The sequence below is a fragment of the Paenibacillus sp. FSL M7-1455 genome (assembly GCF_038004655.1).
Taxonomy (GTDB): domain Bacteria; phylum Bacillota; class Bacilli; order Paenibacillales; family Paenibacillaceae; genus Paenibacillus_AQ; species Paenibacillus_AQ cookii.
Genome location: NZ_JBBORO010000001.1, coordinates 4,288,095 through 4,304,383, shown reverse-complemented (window position 1 = coordinate 4,304,383; position 16,289 = coordinate 4,288,095). Strand labels below are relative to the sequence as shown.

11 protein-coding genes are annotated in these 16,289 nt (G+C 56.4%); 9 read left to right on the top strand and 2 right to left on the bottom strand.

What is annotated here, in order from left to right; translation table 11 throughout:
* Nucleotides 1-169: 169 nt before the first annotated feature.
* From NYE48_RS19845 to NYE48_RS19815, 7 genes are all read left to right on the top strand, one after another.
* Nucleotides 170-1,180, top strand: a complete 1,011-nt coding sequence (locus NYE48_RS19845) for a substrate-binding domain-containing protein (protein WP_036712400.1) — start codon at nt 170-172, stop codon at nt 1,178-1,180.
* Nucleotides 1,161-3,080: a cache domain-containing sensor histidine kinase gene (locus NYE48_RS19840; RefSeq protein ID WP_445324026.1), complete on the top strand. Its 1,920-nt coding sequence runs from the start codon at nt 1,161-1,163 to the stop codon at nt 3,078-3,080. Before NYE48_RS19845 ends, NYE48_RS19840 begins: the two co-directional genes overlap by 20 nt.
* The gene (locus NYE48_RS19835; RefSeq protein WP_340999773.1) at nt 3,080-4,294 is read left to right on the top strand and encodes a response regulator transcription factor; all 1,215 of its coding nucleotides are present in this window, start codon (nt 3,080-3,082) and stop codon (nt 4,292-4,294) included. Before NYE48_RS19840 ends, NYE48_RS19835 begins: the two co-directional genes overlap by 1 nt.
* A gap of 303 nt (nt 4,295-4,597) precedes the next feature.
* On the top strand, nt 4,598-5,683 hold the full coding sequence (gene chvE, locus NYE48_RS19830; protein WP_340999772.1) for a multiple monosaccharide ABC transporter substrate-binding protein: 1,086 nt from the start codon (nt 4,598-4,600) through the stop codon (nt 5,681-5,683).
* Between the two features lie 37 nt (nt 5,684-5,720).
* Nucleotides 5,721-7,271 carry a multiple monosaccharide ABC transporter ATP-binding protein gene (gene mmsA, locus NYE48_RS19825; RefSeq protein WP_340999771.1) on the top strand — a complete coding sequence of 517 codons (1,551 nt, stop codon included), beginning with the start codon at nt 5,721-5,723 and terminating at the stop codon, nt 7,269-7,271.
* A complete protein-coding gene (gene mmsB, locus NYE48_RS19820) occupies nt 7,255-8,415 on the top strand; it encodes a multiple monosaccharide ABC transporter permease (protein ID WP_212947348.1) in 1,161 nt (386 codons plus the stop codon). Before mmsA ends, mmsB begins: the two co-directional genes overlap by 17 nt.
* A gap of 161 nt (nt 8,416-8,576) precedes the next feature.
* Entirely contained in the window at nt 8,577-9,197 is a 621-nt protein-coding gene (locus NYE48_RS19815) for a 50S ribosomal protein L25 (protein WP_036712407.1), read from the top strand.
* Nucleotides 9,198-9,331: 134 nt separating this feature from the next.
* Here NYE48_RS19815 and abc-f read toward each other — a convergent pair whose 3' ends face one another.
* A complete protein-coding gene (gene abc-f / locus NYE48_RS19810; protein WP_340999770.1) occupies nt 9,332-11,230 on the bottom strand; it encodes a ribosomal protection-like ABC-F family protein in 1,899 nt (632 codons plus the stop codon).
* Nucleotides 11,231-11,328: 98 nt separating this feature from the next.
* Entirely contained in the window at nt 11,329-11,475 is a 147-nt protein-coding gene (locus NYE48_RS19805; protein ID WP_281422480.1) for an RAxF-45 family protein, read from the bottom strand.
* 171 nt (nt 11,476-11,646) lie between these two features.
* Between NYE48_RS19805 and NYE48_RS19800 the strand changes: the two genes are divergently transcribed.
* On the top strand, nt 11,647-12,720 hold the full coding sequence (locus NYE48_RS19800; RefSeq protein WP_036712408.1) for an undecaprenyldiphospho-muramoylpentapeptide beta-N-acetylglucosaminyltransferase: 1,074 nt from the start codon (nt 11,647-11,649) through the stop codon (nt 12,718-12,720).
* 83 nt (nt 12,721-12,803) lie between these two features.
* Nucleotides 12,804-16,121 carry a DEAD/DEAH box helicase gene (locus NYE48_RS19795; protein ID WP_340999769.1) on the top strand — a complete coding sequence of 1,106 codons (3,318 nt, stop codon included), beginning with the start codon at nt 12,804-12,806 and terminating at the stop codon, nt 16,119-16,121.
* The last annotated feature ends 168 nt before the right edge of the window (nt 16,122-16,289 follow it).

Genomic DNA, 16,289 nt, shown 5'->3' with positions numbered 1-16,289 from the left:
CAGGGTTTTTGCGCGTTTCGCCAAATATGGATTTTCCGCCCCGAATACCGCTTTAAAGGGGAACGGTTTTCAACAACTGTTGAACATCCCTGCGCCTTGCAGTATAGTACACATGTTATAATGTAACCGATTCCACAGATGAAAGGGAAGCAAACGGGGGACTTCTAACATGAAGAAATTGATGATGGTTTATCTTTTGCTGATCGTTGCTTTTGTCGGATACGTGGTGATGTACCGGATTGAAGACCAACGCCGCAGCACCGGTTGGCAGGACGGCGGCCTGCACGGCAGCATCGGTGAAAACTACGTTATGGTCACCTTTCAATCCGGGATGGAATATTGGAAAAACATCCTTAAAGGGTTCGAGGACGGGGGAGACGCGTTGGGCGTTTCCGTCGATTACCGCGGATCCACCCAGTATGACGCGAAGGAACAGATCACCGTGCTGGAGCAGGTCATCGCCAAAAAACCGGCGGGCATCGCCTTGTCGGCCATCGATTCCAGGGCGCTGACCTCGACGATCAACAAGGCGGTGGACGCGGGGATTCCCGTCGTGTTGTTCGATGCCGACGCCCCAAGCAGCAAAGCCTACTCTTTTCTGGCCACGAACAATTACGAAGCGGGTGAGACGGCCGCCGATGAAATGGCGCGGATCCTTGGACGCGAAGGCCAGGTAGGAATCATTACACAGCCCGGCCAGCAGAACCATGACGACCGGATGGCGGGATTCCGCGATGCCATTGCCGCCAAATATCCGGCGATGTCGGTCGTGGACGTCAAGGAAGGAAAAGGGGACACGATGATCGCCAAAAACGCGGCAGCGGAAATGATAAAGAAACATCCGGAATTAAAAGGCATTTTCGCCACGGAAGCGAGCGGCGGGGCCGGGGCGGCGGATGCGGTCATCGCGGCGAACAAAACCGGCAAGGTCAAAATCATCGGGTTCGATACGAATAAGGCCACCTTGGACCGGATTTCGGACGGGACGATTTCGGCGACGATCGCCCAGGGCACTTGGAACATGGGTTACTGGTCCCTGCAGTATCTGTTTCACCTTCATCACGGCCTTACGGTGCCCGCCCCGACGCTCGGCAACGACGTTTCGCCCTTGCCGCCGCGGGTAGATACAGGGGTTACGGTCGTAACCCGGGAGAATGTGAATGATTATTATGCGAAATAAACGGATAACATGGCGCGACAAGTGGATGCAGTGGAGCCGGTTCAGCGATTTGCCGCTTCGGTATAAGCTTAGCGTGTTGTTTCTGATGGTTGGCATCCTTCCGTCGATCGCGCTCGGGATACTGGTGAATTTCACGGTAAACCGCATCGTGGACAAGCAGGTGACGGAAGGCACGATCCAGTTGATCGGCAAGGTCAACCAGACGCTCGACAACGACATGGAAAACCTGCAAAACATCACCTATCTGATCGGATTCGATCCGAAGGTCAAACGTTTCCTAGACGGAAGCATTTCCGCGGGAAATGCCGGGTTGGCCGAAGGCGGGCGGCAGCAGCCGGCGCTTGACGACAAAAACGGCGAACTGTACGCCATCAAGCAGTATTTGCAGGGTTTTACGACGCTTTATCCGGAAATCGCGGCCATCCTGGTCGTGAACGGCAGCGGGGACTACGTCAGCAACGAAATGTATGCGCGGTCGCCGGACAATCTAACCCGGGATGCCTGGTACATGGAAGCCGCCAAACACGAAGGTTTGTTTACGGTGCTCGGCCATCCGCAGCAGCGGAATGTAACGACCCATGTCCATTATGCGAATGACGAGCTGGTTTCGGTCGTCCGCTCGTTTGTCGATCCCGATACGCGGAAGGTAACGGGGGCCGTGCTGATCGATCTGAAGCTGCGGGCGGTTTCGAGAGCGGTGCGGGACGTGACGCTCGGGAAAAACGGGTATCTCATGGTAACGGATAAAAGCGGCGAGCCGATTTATACGCCGGAGGATCCTTTGGTTCCCGAAGTGCCTCCGGCCTGGATTCCCGGGGAGGACAGCGGCGCTTTCGTCAAGGAAACCGGGGGGCGGCGGCTGCAGTTCATCTACGGCACGTCATCGTTTACCGGGTGGCGGACCATCGGCGTATTCGAAACGAATGAAGCGGTATACGAGGTCCGCGAAATCCGGTTTTACCTCATCTGCTTTTTGTTCGTCGTTTGCCTGTTCGGCCTGACCGCGTCCTATACGCTGTCCCAGTCCATCGCGAGGCCGATCCGTCAGCTCATGTCCTTCATGCAAAAGGCCGAATCCGGGGATTTGACGGTCCGCTACTTGAGGCATCGGCGGGACGAGGTCGGGATGCTCGGCCGCAGCTTCAACCGCATGCTGCTGGAAATACGCAAGCTCATCAGGCTGAACGAACTGCGCGAGCGGCAGAAGCGCGAGGCCGAGCTGCGAAGCCTTCAGGCGCACATCAAACCGCATTTTTTGTACAATACGCTGGACACGATCCATTGGATGGCGAAGAAAAAAGGGGCCGACGACGTGTCCGACATGGTGGAGTCGCTGTCCAGGCTGTTCCGGATCGGCCTTAGCAAAGGCAGCGACATCATCCCGATCCGGGATGAATGGACGCATATTTCCAGTTATCTGCAAATCCAAAAAACGAGATACCGCGACAGGCTTCATTGCGAGCTGCTGCTTTCCGAAGAAGCGGAAGGGTTGTTCGTGCTGAAGATTCTTCTCCAACCGATCGTCGAAAATGCGATCTATCACGGGATCAAGGCTCGCAGAGGCCCGGGCCATATCCGGATTGCGGCATCCGTAGAACAGGATATGCTGATCTTGACGGTATCGGACGACGGTGCGGGCATGCCGCCCGAAAAGCTTAAGGCGCTGCGCATGCAGCTGCGCGATCCGCTGGCGGCGATGGAAGCAAGCGGCGGAGAAGAAGGACCGGCCGGGCGGAGTTACGGGATGCTGAACGTTCAGGCGCGAATCCTCCTCACTTTCGGGGAGCAGTACGGGATTTCGCTCGAAAGCGCCGAGGGCTTCGGCACGACCGTAACGATCCGTCATCCGCTGCTTTACGGGGTGCCGTCTCCAACCGATAACGATGGGGGAAAACGTTGATGAAAAAGCTGTACCAAGTGCTCATTGCCGATGATGAACCGATTATCCGCGAAGGGATTATCGACGCCGTCGATTGGCTGGGGCTCGGCATGGAGGTTGCCGCGGAGGCCGAAGACGGAGAAGAGGCGCTCGAAATCGCGCAGCGGATCCATATCGATCTGGTGTTGGTAGACATGAACATGCCGATCATGGACGGCATTGCCATGATGAAAAAACTGAAGGAGCTGCAGCCGGCTTGCCGTTTCGTCATCATAACGGGCCATGACGAATTCGCTTATGCGCAGGAAGCGATCCGGCTCGGCGTAAAGGATTACATCCTGAAGCCGGTTAACGCGGACCACTTAAGGGAAGTGCTGCAAAGCGTCAAGGACGAGCTCGACGAGCTGCATGTGCGCGATCGTTATTTGAAAAAAGCCTCCGAGCAAATCGAAAAAAACATTCCGCTCTTGCGCGAGCGCTTTTGCCGGGAGTGGATTCAAGGATTCGTCGATGAATCGGAGGCGATGGAGCAGCTTGAGTTTTTGGGCCTTCCCTCCAGGCCGCCGGCGCAGATCGGCGTCGTCCGCTGGCCTGAAACGTCCGCGAACCAGCCGCTGATGAAGGAAGGCGAAAGGCAGCTGTTTTTGTTCGCGATCGAGAACATCGTATCCGAATTGGTTCAGCATACAAGCCATTTGCTTTTCCGCGAGCATACGGGACTGATCGGAATTTGCCTGTGGGATGAAGCGCCGGTGGAAACCGCGGCGGAAATCGAACAGGCGGTGCAAAACTTTTTGAAAATTGCGGTCCACGTTCATTTCGAGCGGGTAAAGGAAGGACCCTCAGCCGCGGCGGAAGCCTACGACGCCTGCCGGGATGCCGTGTTCAAGGAGGCTCAGCTGTCGCCGCTCGTGCGGAGGGCAAGGCAGCTTATCCAAGAACAGTACGGCCGACCGGAGTTGACGCTGGAATCGTTTGCGTCCAGCCTGCAGGTTTCGCCGGTGTATTTAAGCCGAATGCTGAAAAAGGAGCTCGGAACCTCTTTTGTCGGCTTCCTGACGCAAACCCGGATCCGGAAGGCCGTACAGCTTCTCAACTCGACCCCGATGACCATGTACGAAATCGCGGAGCAAGTCGGGTACGAAAGCCAGCATTATTTCAGCACCGCCTTCAAGAAAGTGATGGGCGTTTCGCCCAACCGATATCGTAAAGGCGAAGCCTTCCAGGACATGTAAACGTTTAGGCGTCGCAGTTCCGTATGTCCAAGCAATCATAGCTCATTCATTGATATGCCGAAGGGCATCCCCATTGAACCGTTCATCAACGGTAAAAGGGGGTGCCCTTTTTTTAATAACAAGGCAAGTTCAATCCAAACAGCCCTCCTTTTTGCACAAAGGTATGAAATTTATAAAAATTGGTCGAATCGGTGAAAAGACCCCGAGGGGGCTTCGCGTGTATCCTTTTTGTACAGAGAGGCATTACGCCCAGGATGGTGCAAACGCTCCCGGGCGCAGCATCCCGGAAAGGAGATTGAACCGATGAAGAAAGCAATCGCAGGACTTCTGATTGCGTCGATGCTCATGGTCCTGACGGCCTGCAATTTGGCCGAGAGGGGGGCCGGAGACAAAAGCAAAGGTTATGTCGGGCTCGCCATGCCGACCAAATCGTCGGAGCGCTGGGTAGCCGACGGCCAAAACATGGAGCGGCTGTTCCAGGAGAAAGGATACAAGACGGATTTGCAGTTTGCGGAAGACGTCGTCGAAAACCAAATCTCGCAAATCGAGAACATGATCACCAAAGGGGTCGATGTCATCGTCGTCGCTTCGATCGACGGAAACACGCTGACCGACGTCATCAAAAAAGCGCATGACCAGGGCATCAAAGTGATCGCGTACGACCGTCTCATCCGCAACACCGAATACCTGTCCTATTATGCCACCTTCGATAACTTCCAGGTCGGCGTGCTCCAAGCGTCCTATATCGAAAAAAAGCTCGGACTGAAGGAAGGCAAGGGGCCGTTCAACATCGAGCTGTTCGGGGGATCGCCTGACGATAACAACGCCTATTTCTTTTACGACGGAGCCATGTCCGTCCTGAAGCCGTACATCGATTCCGGACAGCTGGTCGTCCGCAGCAAGCAAACGACGATGGCGCAGATCGCCACCCTGCGTTGGGACGGATCGCTGGCCCAGTCGCGGATGGATAACCTGCTCAGCGCCAACTACTCGGGCGCCCATTTGGACGCGGTACTGTCTCCGTACGACGGCATCAGCATCGGCGTCATATCCTCCCTCAAAGGCGTCGGATACGGAACCGCGAAAAAACCGATGCCGGTCATCACCGGGCAGGACGGGGAGCTCGCTTCCATCAAATCCATCGTGGCCGGGGAGCAAACCCAAACGGTGTTCAAGGATACGCGGAAACTTGCGGAGCAGGCGGTCAAAATGGCGGAAAGCGTCCTGAAAGGCCAAGAGGCCGAAGTCAACGATACAAAATCCTACGACAACGGGGTAAAGGTCGTACCGGCTTACTTGCTTCCTCCGGTGTCGGTCGACGCGTCCAACGTCGAGAAGGAGCTGGTAGAAACCGGCTATTACACCAAGGAGGAAATCGGCCTGAAATAAGCCGTCCATATACTCGAACGATCGGAAGGTGAAACCTATGTCGGAATACATTCTTGAAATGCGGAACATTACGAAAGCGTTTCCGGGCGTCAAAGCGCTCGACAACGTCAACCTGAAAATCCGGGAAGGCGAAATCCATTCGCTGTGCGGGGAAAACGGAGCGGGCAAATCGACGCTGATGAAAGTGTTAAGCGGCGTGTACCCGCACGGCACATACGAAGGGGATATTTTGTTCAAGGGCACCGTGTGCGAATTCAAAAACATCAAGCAAAGCGAAGAGCTCGGCATCGTCATCATCCATCAGGAGCTGGCCCTCATTCCGTACCTGTCCATCGCGGAAAACATTTTTCTGGGCAACGAACGGTCCCGAAAAGGCTTGATGAACTGGAACGAGACGATCGCGGGTTCCCGCGAGCTGCTGGAGAAGGTAGGACTGAACGAACATCCGAACACGCCCGTAGGGAACCTCGGGGTCGGCAAGCAGCAGCTGGTGGAAATCGCCAAAGCGCTCTCGAAAAAAGTCAAGCTGCTCATTTTGGACGAACCGACGGCCGCGCTGAACGAAGACGACAGCGAAAACCTGCTTCAGCTGATGCTGGAGTTCAAGAAGCAGGGCATTTCCTGCATTCTCATTTCACATAAGCTTAACGAGGTGTCGAAGGTGTCGGATTCGATCACGATTCTGCGCGACGGACAAACGATCGAAACGCTCGACATGAAAAGCGGGGATGTGAACGAGGACCGCATCATTCGCGGCATGGTCGGGCGGGATTTGACGAACCGGTATCCGGAGCGGACGCCAAACATCGGCGACGTCATTTTGGAAATCAAGGATTGGACGGTGTACGACGAGGTTCGGGCCGACCGCAAAGTGCTCGATAACGTCAACTTGCACATTCGCCGCGGCGAAATCGTCGGGATTGCAGGACTGATGGGAGCGGGGCGGACGGAACTGGCGATGAGCGTCTTCGGCAAATCCTACGGCCGAAACGTCAGCGGCACCCTGTACAAAGACGGCAAGCCCATCGAAAACAACACCGTGACCCAGGCCATCAACAACGGCTTTGCCTACGTGACGGAAGACCGAAAACATTACGGGCTGATCCTGATCGACGATATCAAGCGCAACATTTCGCTTACCGGGCTTTCAAAGCTGGCGAAAAAAGGCGTCATCAACGACAAGCAGGAAATTCTCGTCGCGGAGGACATGCGGAAAAAGCTGAAGATCAAAGCGCCGAACATTTTGCAGAAAACTGGCAACCTCAGCGGCGGCAACCAGCAGAAGGTGGTTCTCAGCAAATGGATATTTTCCGAGCCGGATGTTCTGATCCTGGATGAGCCTACGCGCGGCATCGACGTCGGGGCCAAATACGAAATTTATACGATCATCAACCAGCTGGCCGACGAAGGAAAAGGCGTCCTGGTCATCTCCTCCGAGCTGCCGGAAATTCTGGGCATCTGCGACCGGATCTACGTGATGAACGCCGGGCGGATTACCGGGGAAGTCAGCCGGGAAGAGGCTTCGCAGGAAACGTTGATGAGATACATGACCAAGACAGGAGGTCCAAAGCATGGAAACGTTAGTTAAATTGTTCAAAAATAACATCCGCCAGTACGGAATGATTATCGCGCTTGTCGTCATCATAATCTTTTTCCAGTTGATCACGGGCGGCCTGCTGCTTGAGCCGATCAACATTACGAACCTGATTTTGCAAAACAGCTACATTCTCGTCCTCGCCATCGGCATGGTGCTGGTGATCATTACGGGACATATCGACCTTTCGGTCGGATCGGTGGCGGCTTTCGTCGGTGCCGTCGCCGGCATCATGATGGTGGATATGCATCTGCATCCGGTCGTCGCGGTCATCGCTTCCCTGATCGTCGGCGCGCTGATCGGCGCATGGCAGGGCTTTTGGGTCGCTTACGTCAAAATCCCGGCATTTATCGTCACGCTTGCGGGCATGCTGCTGTTCCGGGGATTGACCATGATCGTGCTGAAAGGCCAATCCATCTCGCCGTTCCCGGCAGGCTTTCAAAAGATCAGCTCCGGTTTCATCCCGGATTTGGGCAGCGGCAACGTGGTGGCGATTGCGGCCGGCGTCATTTGCACCGTCATTTTTGTCATCAATGAACTTCGCGACCGGCAGTCCAAGAAAAAATACAACTTCGACGTTTTGCCCGGCGGCTTGTTCATCCTCAAGCTCGTCATCATCGCGGCCGTCATCATGGCGTTTGCGTTTATGCTGGCCAGCTACGCGGGATTGCCGAACATTCTGATTCTGCTGCTTGCGCTCATCCTCATCTATTCCTTCATCATGAACAAAACGGTAATGGGTCGCCATATTTACGCGATCGGCGGCAATGAAAAGGCGGCGGGATTGTCCGGCGTCAAAACGAAAAAGGTGACGTTCTGGGTGTTTGTCAACATGGGCGTCATGGCCGCCATCTCCGGCCTCATCTTCGCGGCGCGCCTGAACGCGGCCACGCCGCGGGCCGGCACCAACTTCGAGCTTGATGCGATCGCCGCAAGCTTCATCGGCGGCGCTTCGGCGACAGGCGGCATCGGAACGGTGTTCGGGGCGATTATCGGCGGCCTGGTCATGGGCATCCTGAACAACGGCATGTCGCTCATCGGCCTCGGCATCGACTGGCAGCAGGGCATCAAAGGGCTTGTGCTTCTTGCGGCCGTCGCCTTCGACATTTATAACAAAAAGAAAAGCAGCGTATCGTAAATCGACGCCAGGCGGGGGCAGCAGCCTCCGTCTATTTTTTTGTTCGGGCCGCAAATTCATAGGGGCAATGTTTGATTTGGCTCCATTATGGGTAATACATAAGTATGCCGTTTCGATAGAAAAGGCGGCAGATTTGGCGATATCCAAGGAGGTAATGCTAGATGTCACAGACACTTACGGCTGAGCCGCGAAAAGATACCAAGCATTCGAGCTTGCGCAAGTTGAGGGAAAGCGGGCGCATTCCGGCCGTCGTGTACGGATCCCAAACGGAAAGCATTCCGCTCAGCGTCGATGTCAAGGAACTGATGAAGGTGGCCCGGACCGGACGCACCGAAATGTTTACGCTGAAGGTCGAAGGTTCCTCCGATTTTAACGTCATCATTAAGGATTTCCAGAAAAAAAGCGGGGCTGTGAGCCACGTCGATTTCTTGCAAATATCCGCGAATAAGCGGCTGAAGGTCCGCGTGCCGATCGAGTTCCTCGGAACCGCCGAAGGGACGAAAGCCGGCGGCGTGCTCCAGCATCAGGAAACGGAGCTTGAGGTCGAGGCGCTTCCGGCGAATTTGCCGGCCTCGATTCAGGTGGACATTTCGCATCTTAACATGGGCGACAAGCTGGTCGCAGGCGACATCAAGCTTCCTGAGGGCGTGACGCTGGTGGCGTCCCCGGAGGAACTGATCGCTTCCGTCACCGCTCCGCGTGCCGTGCTGCAAGCCGAAAACGAAGCGGAAGCCGAAGGCGAAGCAGCCGCGGATGCTGCGGGAGAAGCGGCCAAGGAATAAGGCCGCTTCAAGGCCGTTCATGGAATGGGCCGCAGGCTGATCCCCATATGAAACCAGCCCGTCTCTGGAATGAGACGGGCTGGTTTTTTTATATAATGCTGCCTGCTAAAAACTGGCCGTTCGCGGGCTTCGTTTTATTCGGAATGAAGCAGCCATTCCTCGTACAGCCGGTGAAGATGTTCCTCCAGCCGTTCGCGTTGTTCGTGAAGCTCCGCCAGCCGGATCGCGTCGCAGGCGACCCCGTCGTCCATCATTTGCGAATCGAGGCGCTGCAGCTCCTGCTCGGCGGCTTGGATTTCCTCTTCCCGGTTTCGCCGCGGCGCATGCGGAGGGGATACGCGCTGCTTCCCGGGAGCCGGGGCAGGAGCGGCTTCGGTTTCGCACGCGGTCCCCGGCTTTTCCGAAACCGCCTGCTGCCGGTATTCCTCCAGCCCCCCATGGATGACGCGCAGCCCGCTTTCCTCCAGGCTCCAAATCGTGTCGGCAAGCCGGTCGATAAAATAGCGGTCATGGGATACGGCAAGGATGGTTCCGGGAAATTCCTCCAGCGCTTCCTCGAGCACTTCCCTGGAATCGATATCCAGATGGTTGGTCGGTTCGTCAAGAATCAGCAGATTGGGCTTCAGCTCCATCAAAACGGCAAAACGCAGGCGCGTCCACTCGCCCCCGGAGAGGTTCGACACGCTTTTGAACACGTCCGGCCCGTAGAACAGGAAACGCGCCAGCTTGCCTCGGGCTTCGCCTTCTTCGACGCCCGCTTGTTCGCGGAAAAATTGGAGCACCGTCTGCCGGTTGTCGTCCGGATGCTCCTGTTGGGCGAGATAGCCGATGACGACGCGCGAACCTAAAGCGATCGAACCTTCCGTCACCTCTTCGCGTCCCATAAGCATGTGGAGCAGGGTGCTTTTGCCGCAGCCGTTCGCCCCGAGCAGCATGACCGTTTCGCCGTAGCGGAGCAGTCCGTTCGCATGCCGGAACAGGAAACGTTCCCCGAACGCCTTGCCGACCCGGTCAAAATATACGACCTGCTTGCCCGAGCGGTCCTCCTGGCGGAGCTCCAGCCCCATTTTTTTGCGCTCCAGCACGGGCCGTTTCAGCTTGACCATGCGATCCAGCGCTTTTTGCATGGAAGCGGCGCGGCGGTGAAAACCGGGATTCGGCGGATTGGACTGGTTGCCCCATTCGATCAGCTGCTTGATGCTTTCCTGCATTTTTTTGATCTTTTTCTGCTGTTCCTGGTATTGCGCGAATTGCAGCAGCAGACGTTCTTCCTTTTCCTTTTGGTAGCCCGAATAATTCGTATGGTAAATGAAGGCTTCGCCGTCCTCGATTTCGACGACCTTGGTGATCACGCGATCGAGGAAATAACGGTCATGGGAAATGACGAGCACCGTGCCGGCGTATTCCGCCAAAAACTGTTCCAGCCATTCCAGCGCCGCCATGTCCAGATGGTTCGTCGGTTCGTCCAGCAGCAGCAGATCCGGCCGTTCGAGCAGCAGCGAAGCGAGGCCGATTTTCGTTTTCTCCCCGCCGGAAAGGGAGGAGAAGGTTTGGGGCAGCTGGTCTGCTGGAATCCCCAGGCCGGCCGTGATTTTGGCGATGGAGGCTTCGATTTCGTAGCCGTTTGCGCGTTCGAACCGCTCCTGCAGCTTGCCGTATTCGTCAAGCCAGCCGGCCAGCGCCTTGGGATCGCCGCTTTGCGCCGGATCGGACATCAGCGCCTCGAGCGCCCGCATCCGGCCCTGCCATTCCAGGACATGGGCAAACGGCCGCAGGAGCACGTCGTGAACGGTTTCTTCCGCGGCCGCTTCCGGAATTTGGGCGAGCAGGCCGACTTTCGTTCCTTTCGAGATGGCGATTTGCCCCTGATCCGGGGTTTCGTTCCCGTTCAGAAGGCGGAGCAGGGTGGTTTTGCCGCTGCCGTTGCGGCCGATGAGCGCGACCTTTTCCCCGCGGGATATTTCGAAGCTGATATCGGAGAGCACCAGCTCAGCGCCATGGTATTTTTGCACGTTTTTGCATTGAATCATCATTTGTTTTTTTCCTCCATAGATGCCGGGACCTACAGAAAAAAAGCCGCAGGGAAATGTCCCTGCGGCTTAAGCGTTCAACGCAACATCATCCGTTGAAGTTAAGGTAGGAGCGGCATTTCGCAATTTTTTGAAGCAACCGGATATTTAAAAATGGACAGACTGATCCCGTGAAATGCCGCTGCATGAAAAATTCCGGACAACGTCATAGGTAATTGATTGATCCGGTCGTTCGAAAAATTGCGCACCACTGCTACCTCACCTCCTCCAAAATATAGATAAGCTTATTTTAGCGGTTTTGGACGTAAATGACAATAGGCTAAAGACGCCATATTCCCGATTGATGCCGACGGCATCGTCACAAGCCTTCCTTTGGGCTGTATAATGGAATAAAACACTGCAAGCAGATTCAGGGGGAAATGATGAACAAAATTATGTTTACCGGCGGGGGCTCCGCAGGTCATGTCACCGTAAATTTGGCGCTGATGCCGCTTTTTTTGGAAGAAGGCTGGACCGTAGATTACGCGGGTTCCGTGGCGGGCATCGAAAAAGACCTGGTAAGCGCCCTTCCGGACGTGAAATATTTTCCAATCTCGACAGGCAAATTAAGACGGTATTTCGACATCCAAAACGTAAAGGATCCGTTTAAGGTAGCCAAAGGCGTGTATGAGGCTTACCGGTTGATCCAAAAGCGCAAGCCGCAGGTCGTCTTTTCGAAAGGCGGGTTCGTGTCCGTCCCCGTGGTGATCGGGGCGTGGTTGAACAATGTGCCCGTCGTGATCCATGAATCGGATATTACGCCGGGCCTTGCGAACCGCATCTCGATTCCGATGGCGTCCGTCGTCTGCACGACGTTCCCGGAAACGGCCGAACAGATGAATACGGCTAAGAGCCGTTACGTGGGCGCGGTGGTGCGCCAGGAGCTTCACCAAGGCGATGCGGACCGGGGCAGGGATTTTTGCGGTTTCCAAGCGAACCAATTCGTGCTGCTGGTCATGGGCGGAAGCCTGGGAGCCCGCAAAATCAACGAAGCGGTCAGATCGGCGCTGCCTACCCTGCTGAGATATTTCCAAGTCGTCCACATATGCGGCAAAGGCCAGGTCGACCCGAGCATGGACAGACCCGGTTATATTCAATACGAATATATCAACGAAGAGCTGCCGGACGTCATGGCTATGGCGGATCTGGTGGTTTCCCGCGCGGGATCGAATTCGATCTTCGAGTTTTTATCGCTGCGCAAGCCGATGCTTCTTATTCCGTTGTCCAGGCAGCAGAGCCGGGGGGATCAAATCCTGAACGCCAGCTCGTTCGAAAAGGCGGGGTACTGCAAAGTTCTTGAGGAGGAAGAACTGAACGGGGACACCTTGTTCTCGGGAGTGATGGACGTATTCAAAAGCCGGAAAGAAATCGTTGAGAACATGCGGAGCAACCCGAGTTCCGATGCGCTTTCCGAGGTGTTCCGCTTGATCAAAGAGACGGCGAACCGCCGGTAAGGAGAACAAGAGTTCTTGGTTTCGCGGGAATTATGGTATATTGGTAAGACAGAGACCAAATACGCTTCGGAAAGGATACATTCATGCTGGCATTTAACGCTGAACGAATCAGGACACTGTGCGGCGTCACGGGCTATAAACGCGGCGAGGCGATGGTGGAGCAGGGACAGGTCATGGTCGCGGAGCGCGACGACGAGGACCGCTGCAGCCGGGCCGTCGTGCAGGACCATGAAGTATATCACGTCCATATCGACATTGACGGGGCGGACTTCCATGCGGAATGCGAATGCGGCGCTTACGGCGGTTATTATCCGTACTGCAAGCACATTGCGGCCGTGCTGATTCTGATGCTGGACGAGGAGAAAAACGGAGCGCGGGAGAACCGGGGAAAAGGCGAAGTGGTGCCGCTCCCGACGCCCGGCGTGACTTCCCGCGACATCCGCTTGACCGGCGGTTTGATCGATTTGTTCGACAAAGCCGCGGGCCAGAGGCGCATCAAAGCGGGACAAAGGCTTGCGAACGCCTTGAAGGAAACCCTCAGCGTCGAATTCATATGCAAAATCACCGACGAATACCTGCCCGAGCCCAAATTCAAAATCGAAATGAAGGTGGGACTGAAGCGGACGTACGTCGTCCAGAACATCCGGCAGCTGCTGCTGCATATCGAAGAAGGACGGCCGCTGCCGTTTACGAGGCTGTTTACGTACGATCCCGCGGAGCATACGTTTCGGGACGAAGACTGGGCGGTCATCGAGCAGCTGCTGCGCATTGCCGCCAGCGAATTCGCATACGACGAGACGGGCCGGTATTATGCCGGATTCGCCTCATCGGGAAACCAGCGGCTGCTGACGGTTCCGCCTCTGGCATGGGAGACGCTGCTGCCGCGGCTGATCGCCGCCGGCGCGTTCCTTGAACGGGACTTCGGCGAGCCTGCGCGGATGGAGGCGGCGGAGGGGAGTCTTCCCGTCTCGTTCGAAATCGGCGGCGGCACGGGCGAGGCCTACGGCCTTGAAATCCGGGGCCTCAAAAGGGTGACGGTAATGAACGCCTACCGCTGCGCCGTGTTGGAGGGGAAGGTGTACCTGCTGCCGGAACGGGAGCTTTATCTGCTGTCCGAGATGAAGTCGCTCCTATACCGCCACGATCATGCGAAAATCCACGTATCCCCGCATCAAATGGATGCGTTGATGGAGAAGGTCGTCCCGGGATTGCGCAGCATCGGCCGGGTGTCCGTGGATCCGGCGATCCGTGACCGCATCGTCCAGCCCGCGTTGTCCGCGAAACTCTATCTCGACCGGGACGAGGCCGCGCTGCAGGCCAGAGCGGAATTCGTGTACGGCGGGATCGTGATCGACGCGCTCGCCGACGATTGGGAAACGCGGAAACATGCCGACCTGATCCTCGTCAGGGATTCGGAAAAGGAGAAAAAGCTGCTGGACGCGCTGAATGAAAGCGACTTTATCCGCCTGGACAAAGCGTGGCAGCTGGATTTGGCGGAGGAGGACAGCGTATACGACGTGTTGTTTCATCTGCTTCCGAAGCTGGATTCGTGGGTCGAGGTCTATGCGACGGACGGCGTCAAGCAGATGATCCATACCGGCCGCAAGGCGCCCAAAATCAAGGCGGATACCAACGAGACGACCAATTGGCTGGAGATCAGCTTCGAGCTGGACGGCATCAACGAAAAGGAAATCCGCAACATATTGCTCAGCATCGTGGAAAAAAAGAAATTTTACCGGCTTGCCGAAGGTTCGTATTTGTCGCTTGAGGGAGAGGCTTTCCAATTGTTCGGCGAGCTGTACGACGAGCTGGGCATGAGGAAAGGGGACATCGCCGGTAGCCGCATGGAGCTTCCCCTGTTCAGGAGCCTTCAACTGCGGGACCGGGAACACGGCAGCCTCAAGCTCGGAAAATCGCTGCGCGTCCTGCTTGACCATATGCTCCATCCGCAGCACGGGGAGTTTGAGGTTCCGGCCGAACTCGCCTCCGTCATGCGCGATTACCAAAAAGAAGGCTTTCAATGGCTGAAAACGCTCGGCTCCTACCGTTTCGGGGGCATTTTGGCCGACGACATGGGGCTGGGGAAAACGCTGCAGAGCATCGCCTACCTTTTGTCGGAGGCTCGCGGGCAGGCGGCTCGCAAACCCGCGCTGATCGTTGCGCCGGCGTCGCTCGTATACAACTGGGAGCAGGAATTCCGCCGCTTTGCCCCGTCGCTTAAGGTAGAGGTGGCCCTGGGCGCAAGGAAGGGACGAAGCGAAATGCTGCTGCGCATGGCGGATAGCGAAACGGACGTACAGGAGGGCGGCGAAGAAGCCGCCGGGGAATCCGATGCCGACGTCATCATCACCTCGTATCCGTCGCTGCGCAAGGATATCCGGATCTACAGGGAAATGGCGTTCAGCACCCTCATTCTGGACGAAGCGCAAGCGATCAAAAACGCCTCGACCCAAACCGCCCAGGCGGTCCGCGAAATAACGGCCGGATGCAGATTTGCGCTGACGGGCACGCCGATCGAAAATTCGGTGGACGAGCTGTGGTCGATTTTCGACGCCGTTTTTCCGGGGCTTTTTTCGGGCTTGAAAAATTTCCGCGGGTTGTCCCGGGACCGGATTGCCCGGATGGTGCGGCCCTTCATTTTGCGGCGCCTGCGCGCGGAGGTGCTCGAAGAGCTGCCCGAACGCATCGAAACGGTGCGGCATTCGGAGCTGTCCAGGGATCAGAAAAAGCTGTATGCCGCCTACCTGGAGGAGTTTAAGGAAGAAACGATCCGCGACCTTGAATTCGAAGGCTTTCAGCGCAGCCGGATGAAAATATTGGCCGGCATCACCCGGCTCCGCCAGCTGTGCTGCCACCCGGCGCTGTTCGTCGACGGCTACGAGGGGGAATCCGGGAAATTGCAGCAGCTGCTCGAGGTGGCGCAGGACTGCCTGGAAAGCGGCAGGCGCATCCTCATTTTCTCCCAGTTTACGAGCATGCTGCGCATCATCCGCAGCGAACTCGGAAAGCTTGGCATTCCCGCATTTTACCTGGACGGCCAAACGCCGGCCAAAGAGCGGGTGGACATCTGCAGCCGCTTTAACGCCGGCGAGCACGACGTGTTCCTGATCTCGCTGAAAGCCGGGGGCACCGGACTGAACCTGACCGGAGCGGACACCGTCATTTTGTACGATCTGTGGTGGAATCCTGCGGTCGAGGAGCAGGCGGCGGGCCGTGCCCACCGGATGGGCCAAAAAAACGTGGTGCAGGTCATCCGGCTCGTCACGAAAGGTACCGTCGAGGAGAAAATGGTGGAGCTGCAGCAGCGCAAAAAAGACTTGATCAAAGAAGTGATGGAACCGGGGGAACAGAGCCGGACGGCGCTGACGGAGCAGGAAATCCGCGAGCTGCTGGCGCTGTAGCGAAAAACGCTCCCTCACTACGACGCAACGCTTGGCGCGAGCCAAGTGTTTTTTTATGGGTTCGTTGGTGCAAAGCCCTAAAAAAGGATGTACTTTTAAAGGATTTATGAAGGAATTTCGGAGGATATGGCGAAATGTACCAGCATAGGGACTAGTATATTTGACCTA

What these genes read in the sequence shown, in the direction of transcription:
- abc-f (WP_340999770.1), bottom strand. Translation starts at nt 11,230, where the DNA reads ATGATGATTCAATGCAAAAACGTGCAAAAATACCATGGCGCTGAGCTG.
- NYE48_RS19845 (WP_036712400.1), top strand. Translation starts at nt 170, where the DNA reads ATGAAGAAATTGATGATGGTTTATCTTTTGCTGATCGTTGCTTTTGTC.
- NYE48_RS19800 (WP_036712408.1), top strand. Translation starts at nt 11,647, where the DNA reads ATGATGAACAAAATTATGTTTACCGGCGGGGGCTCCGCAGGTCATGTC.
- NYE48_RS19815 (WP_036712407.1), top strand. Translation starts at nt 8,577, where the DNA reads ATGTCACAGACACTTACGGCTGAGCCGCGAAAAGATACCAAGCATTCG.
- chvE (WP_340999772.1), top strand. Translation starts at nt 4,598, where the DNA reads ATGAAGAAAGCAATCGCAGGACTTCTGATTGCGTCGATGCTCATGGTC.
- NYE48_RS19795 (WP_340999769.1), top strand. Translation starts at nt 12,804, where the DNA reads ATGCTGGCATTTAACGCTGAACGAATCAGGACACTGTGCGGCGTCACG.
- mmsB (WP_212947348.1), top strand. Translation starts at nt 7,255, where the DNA reads ATGGAAACGTTAGTTAAATTGTTCAAAAATAACATCCGCCAGTACGGA.
- NYE48_RS19840 (WP_445324026.1), top strand. Translation starts at nt 1,161, where the DNA reads ATGATTATTATGCGAAATAAACGGATAACATGGCGCGACAAGTGGATG.
- NYE48_RS19835 (WP_340999773.1), top strand. Translation starts at nt 3,080, where the DNA reads ATGAAAAAGCTGTACCAAGTGCTCATTGCCGATGATGAACCGATTATC.
- mmsA (WP_340999771.1), top strand. Translation starts at nt 5,721, where the DNA reads ATGTCGGAATACATTCTTGAAATGCGGAACATTACGAAAGCGTTTCCG.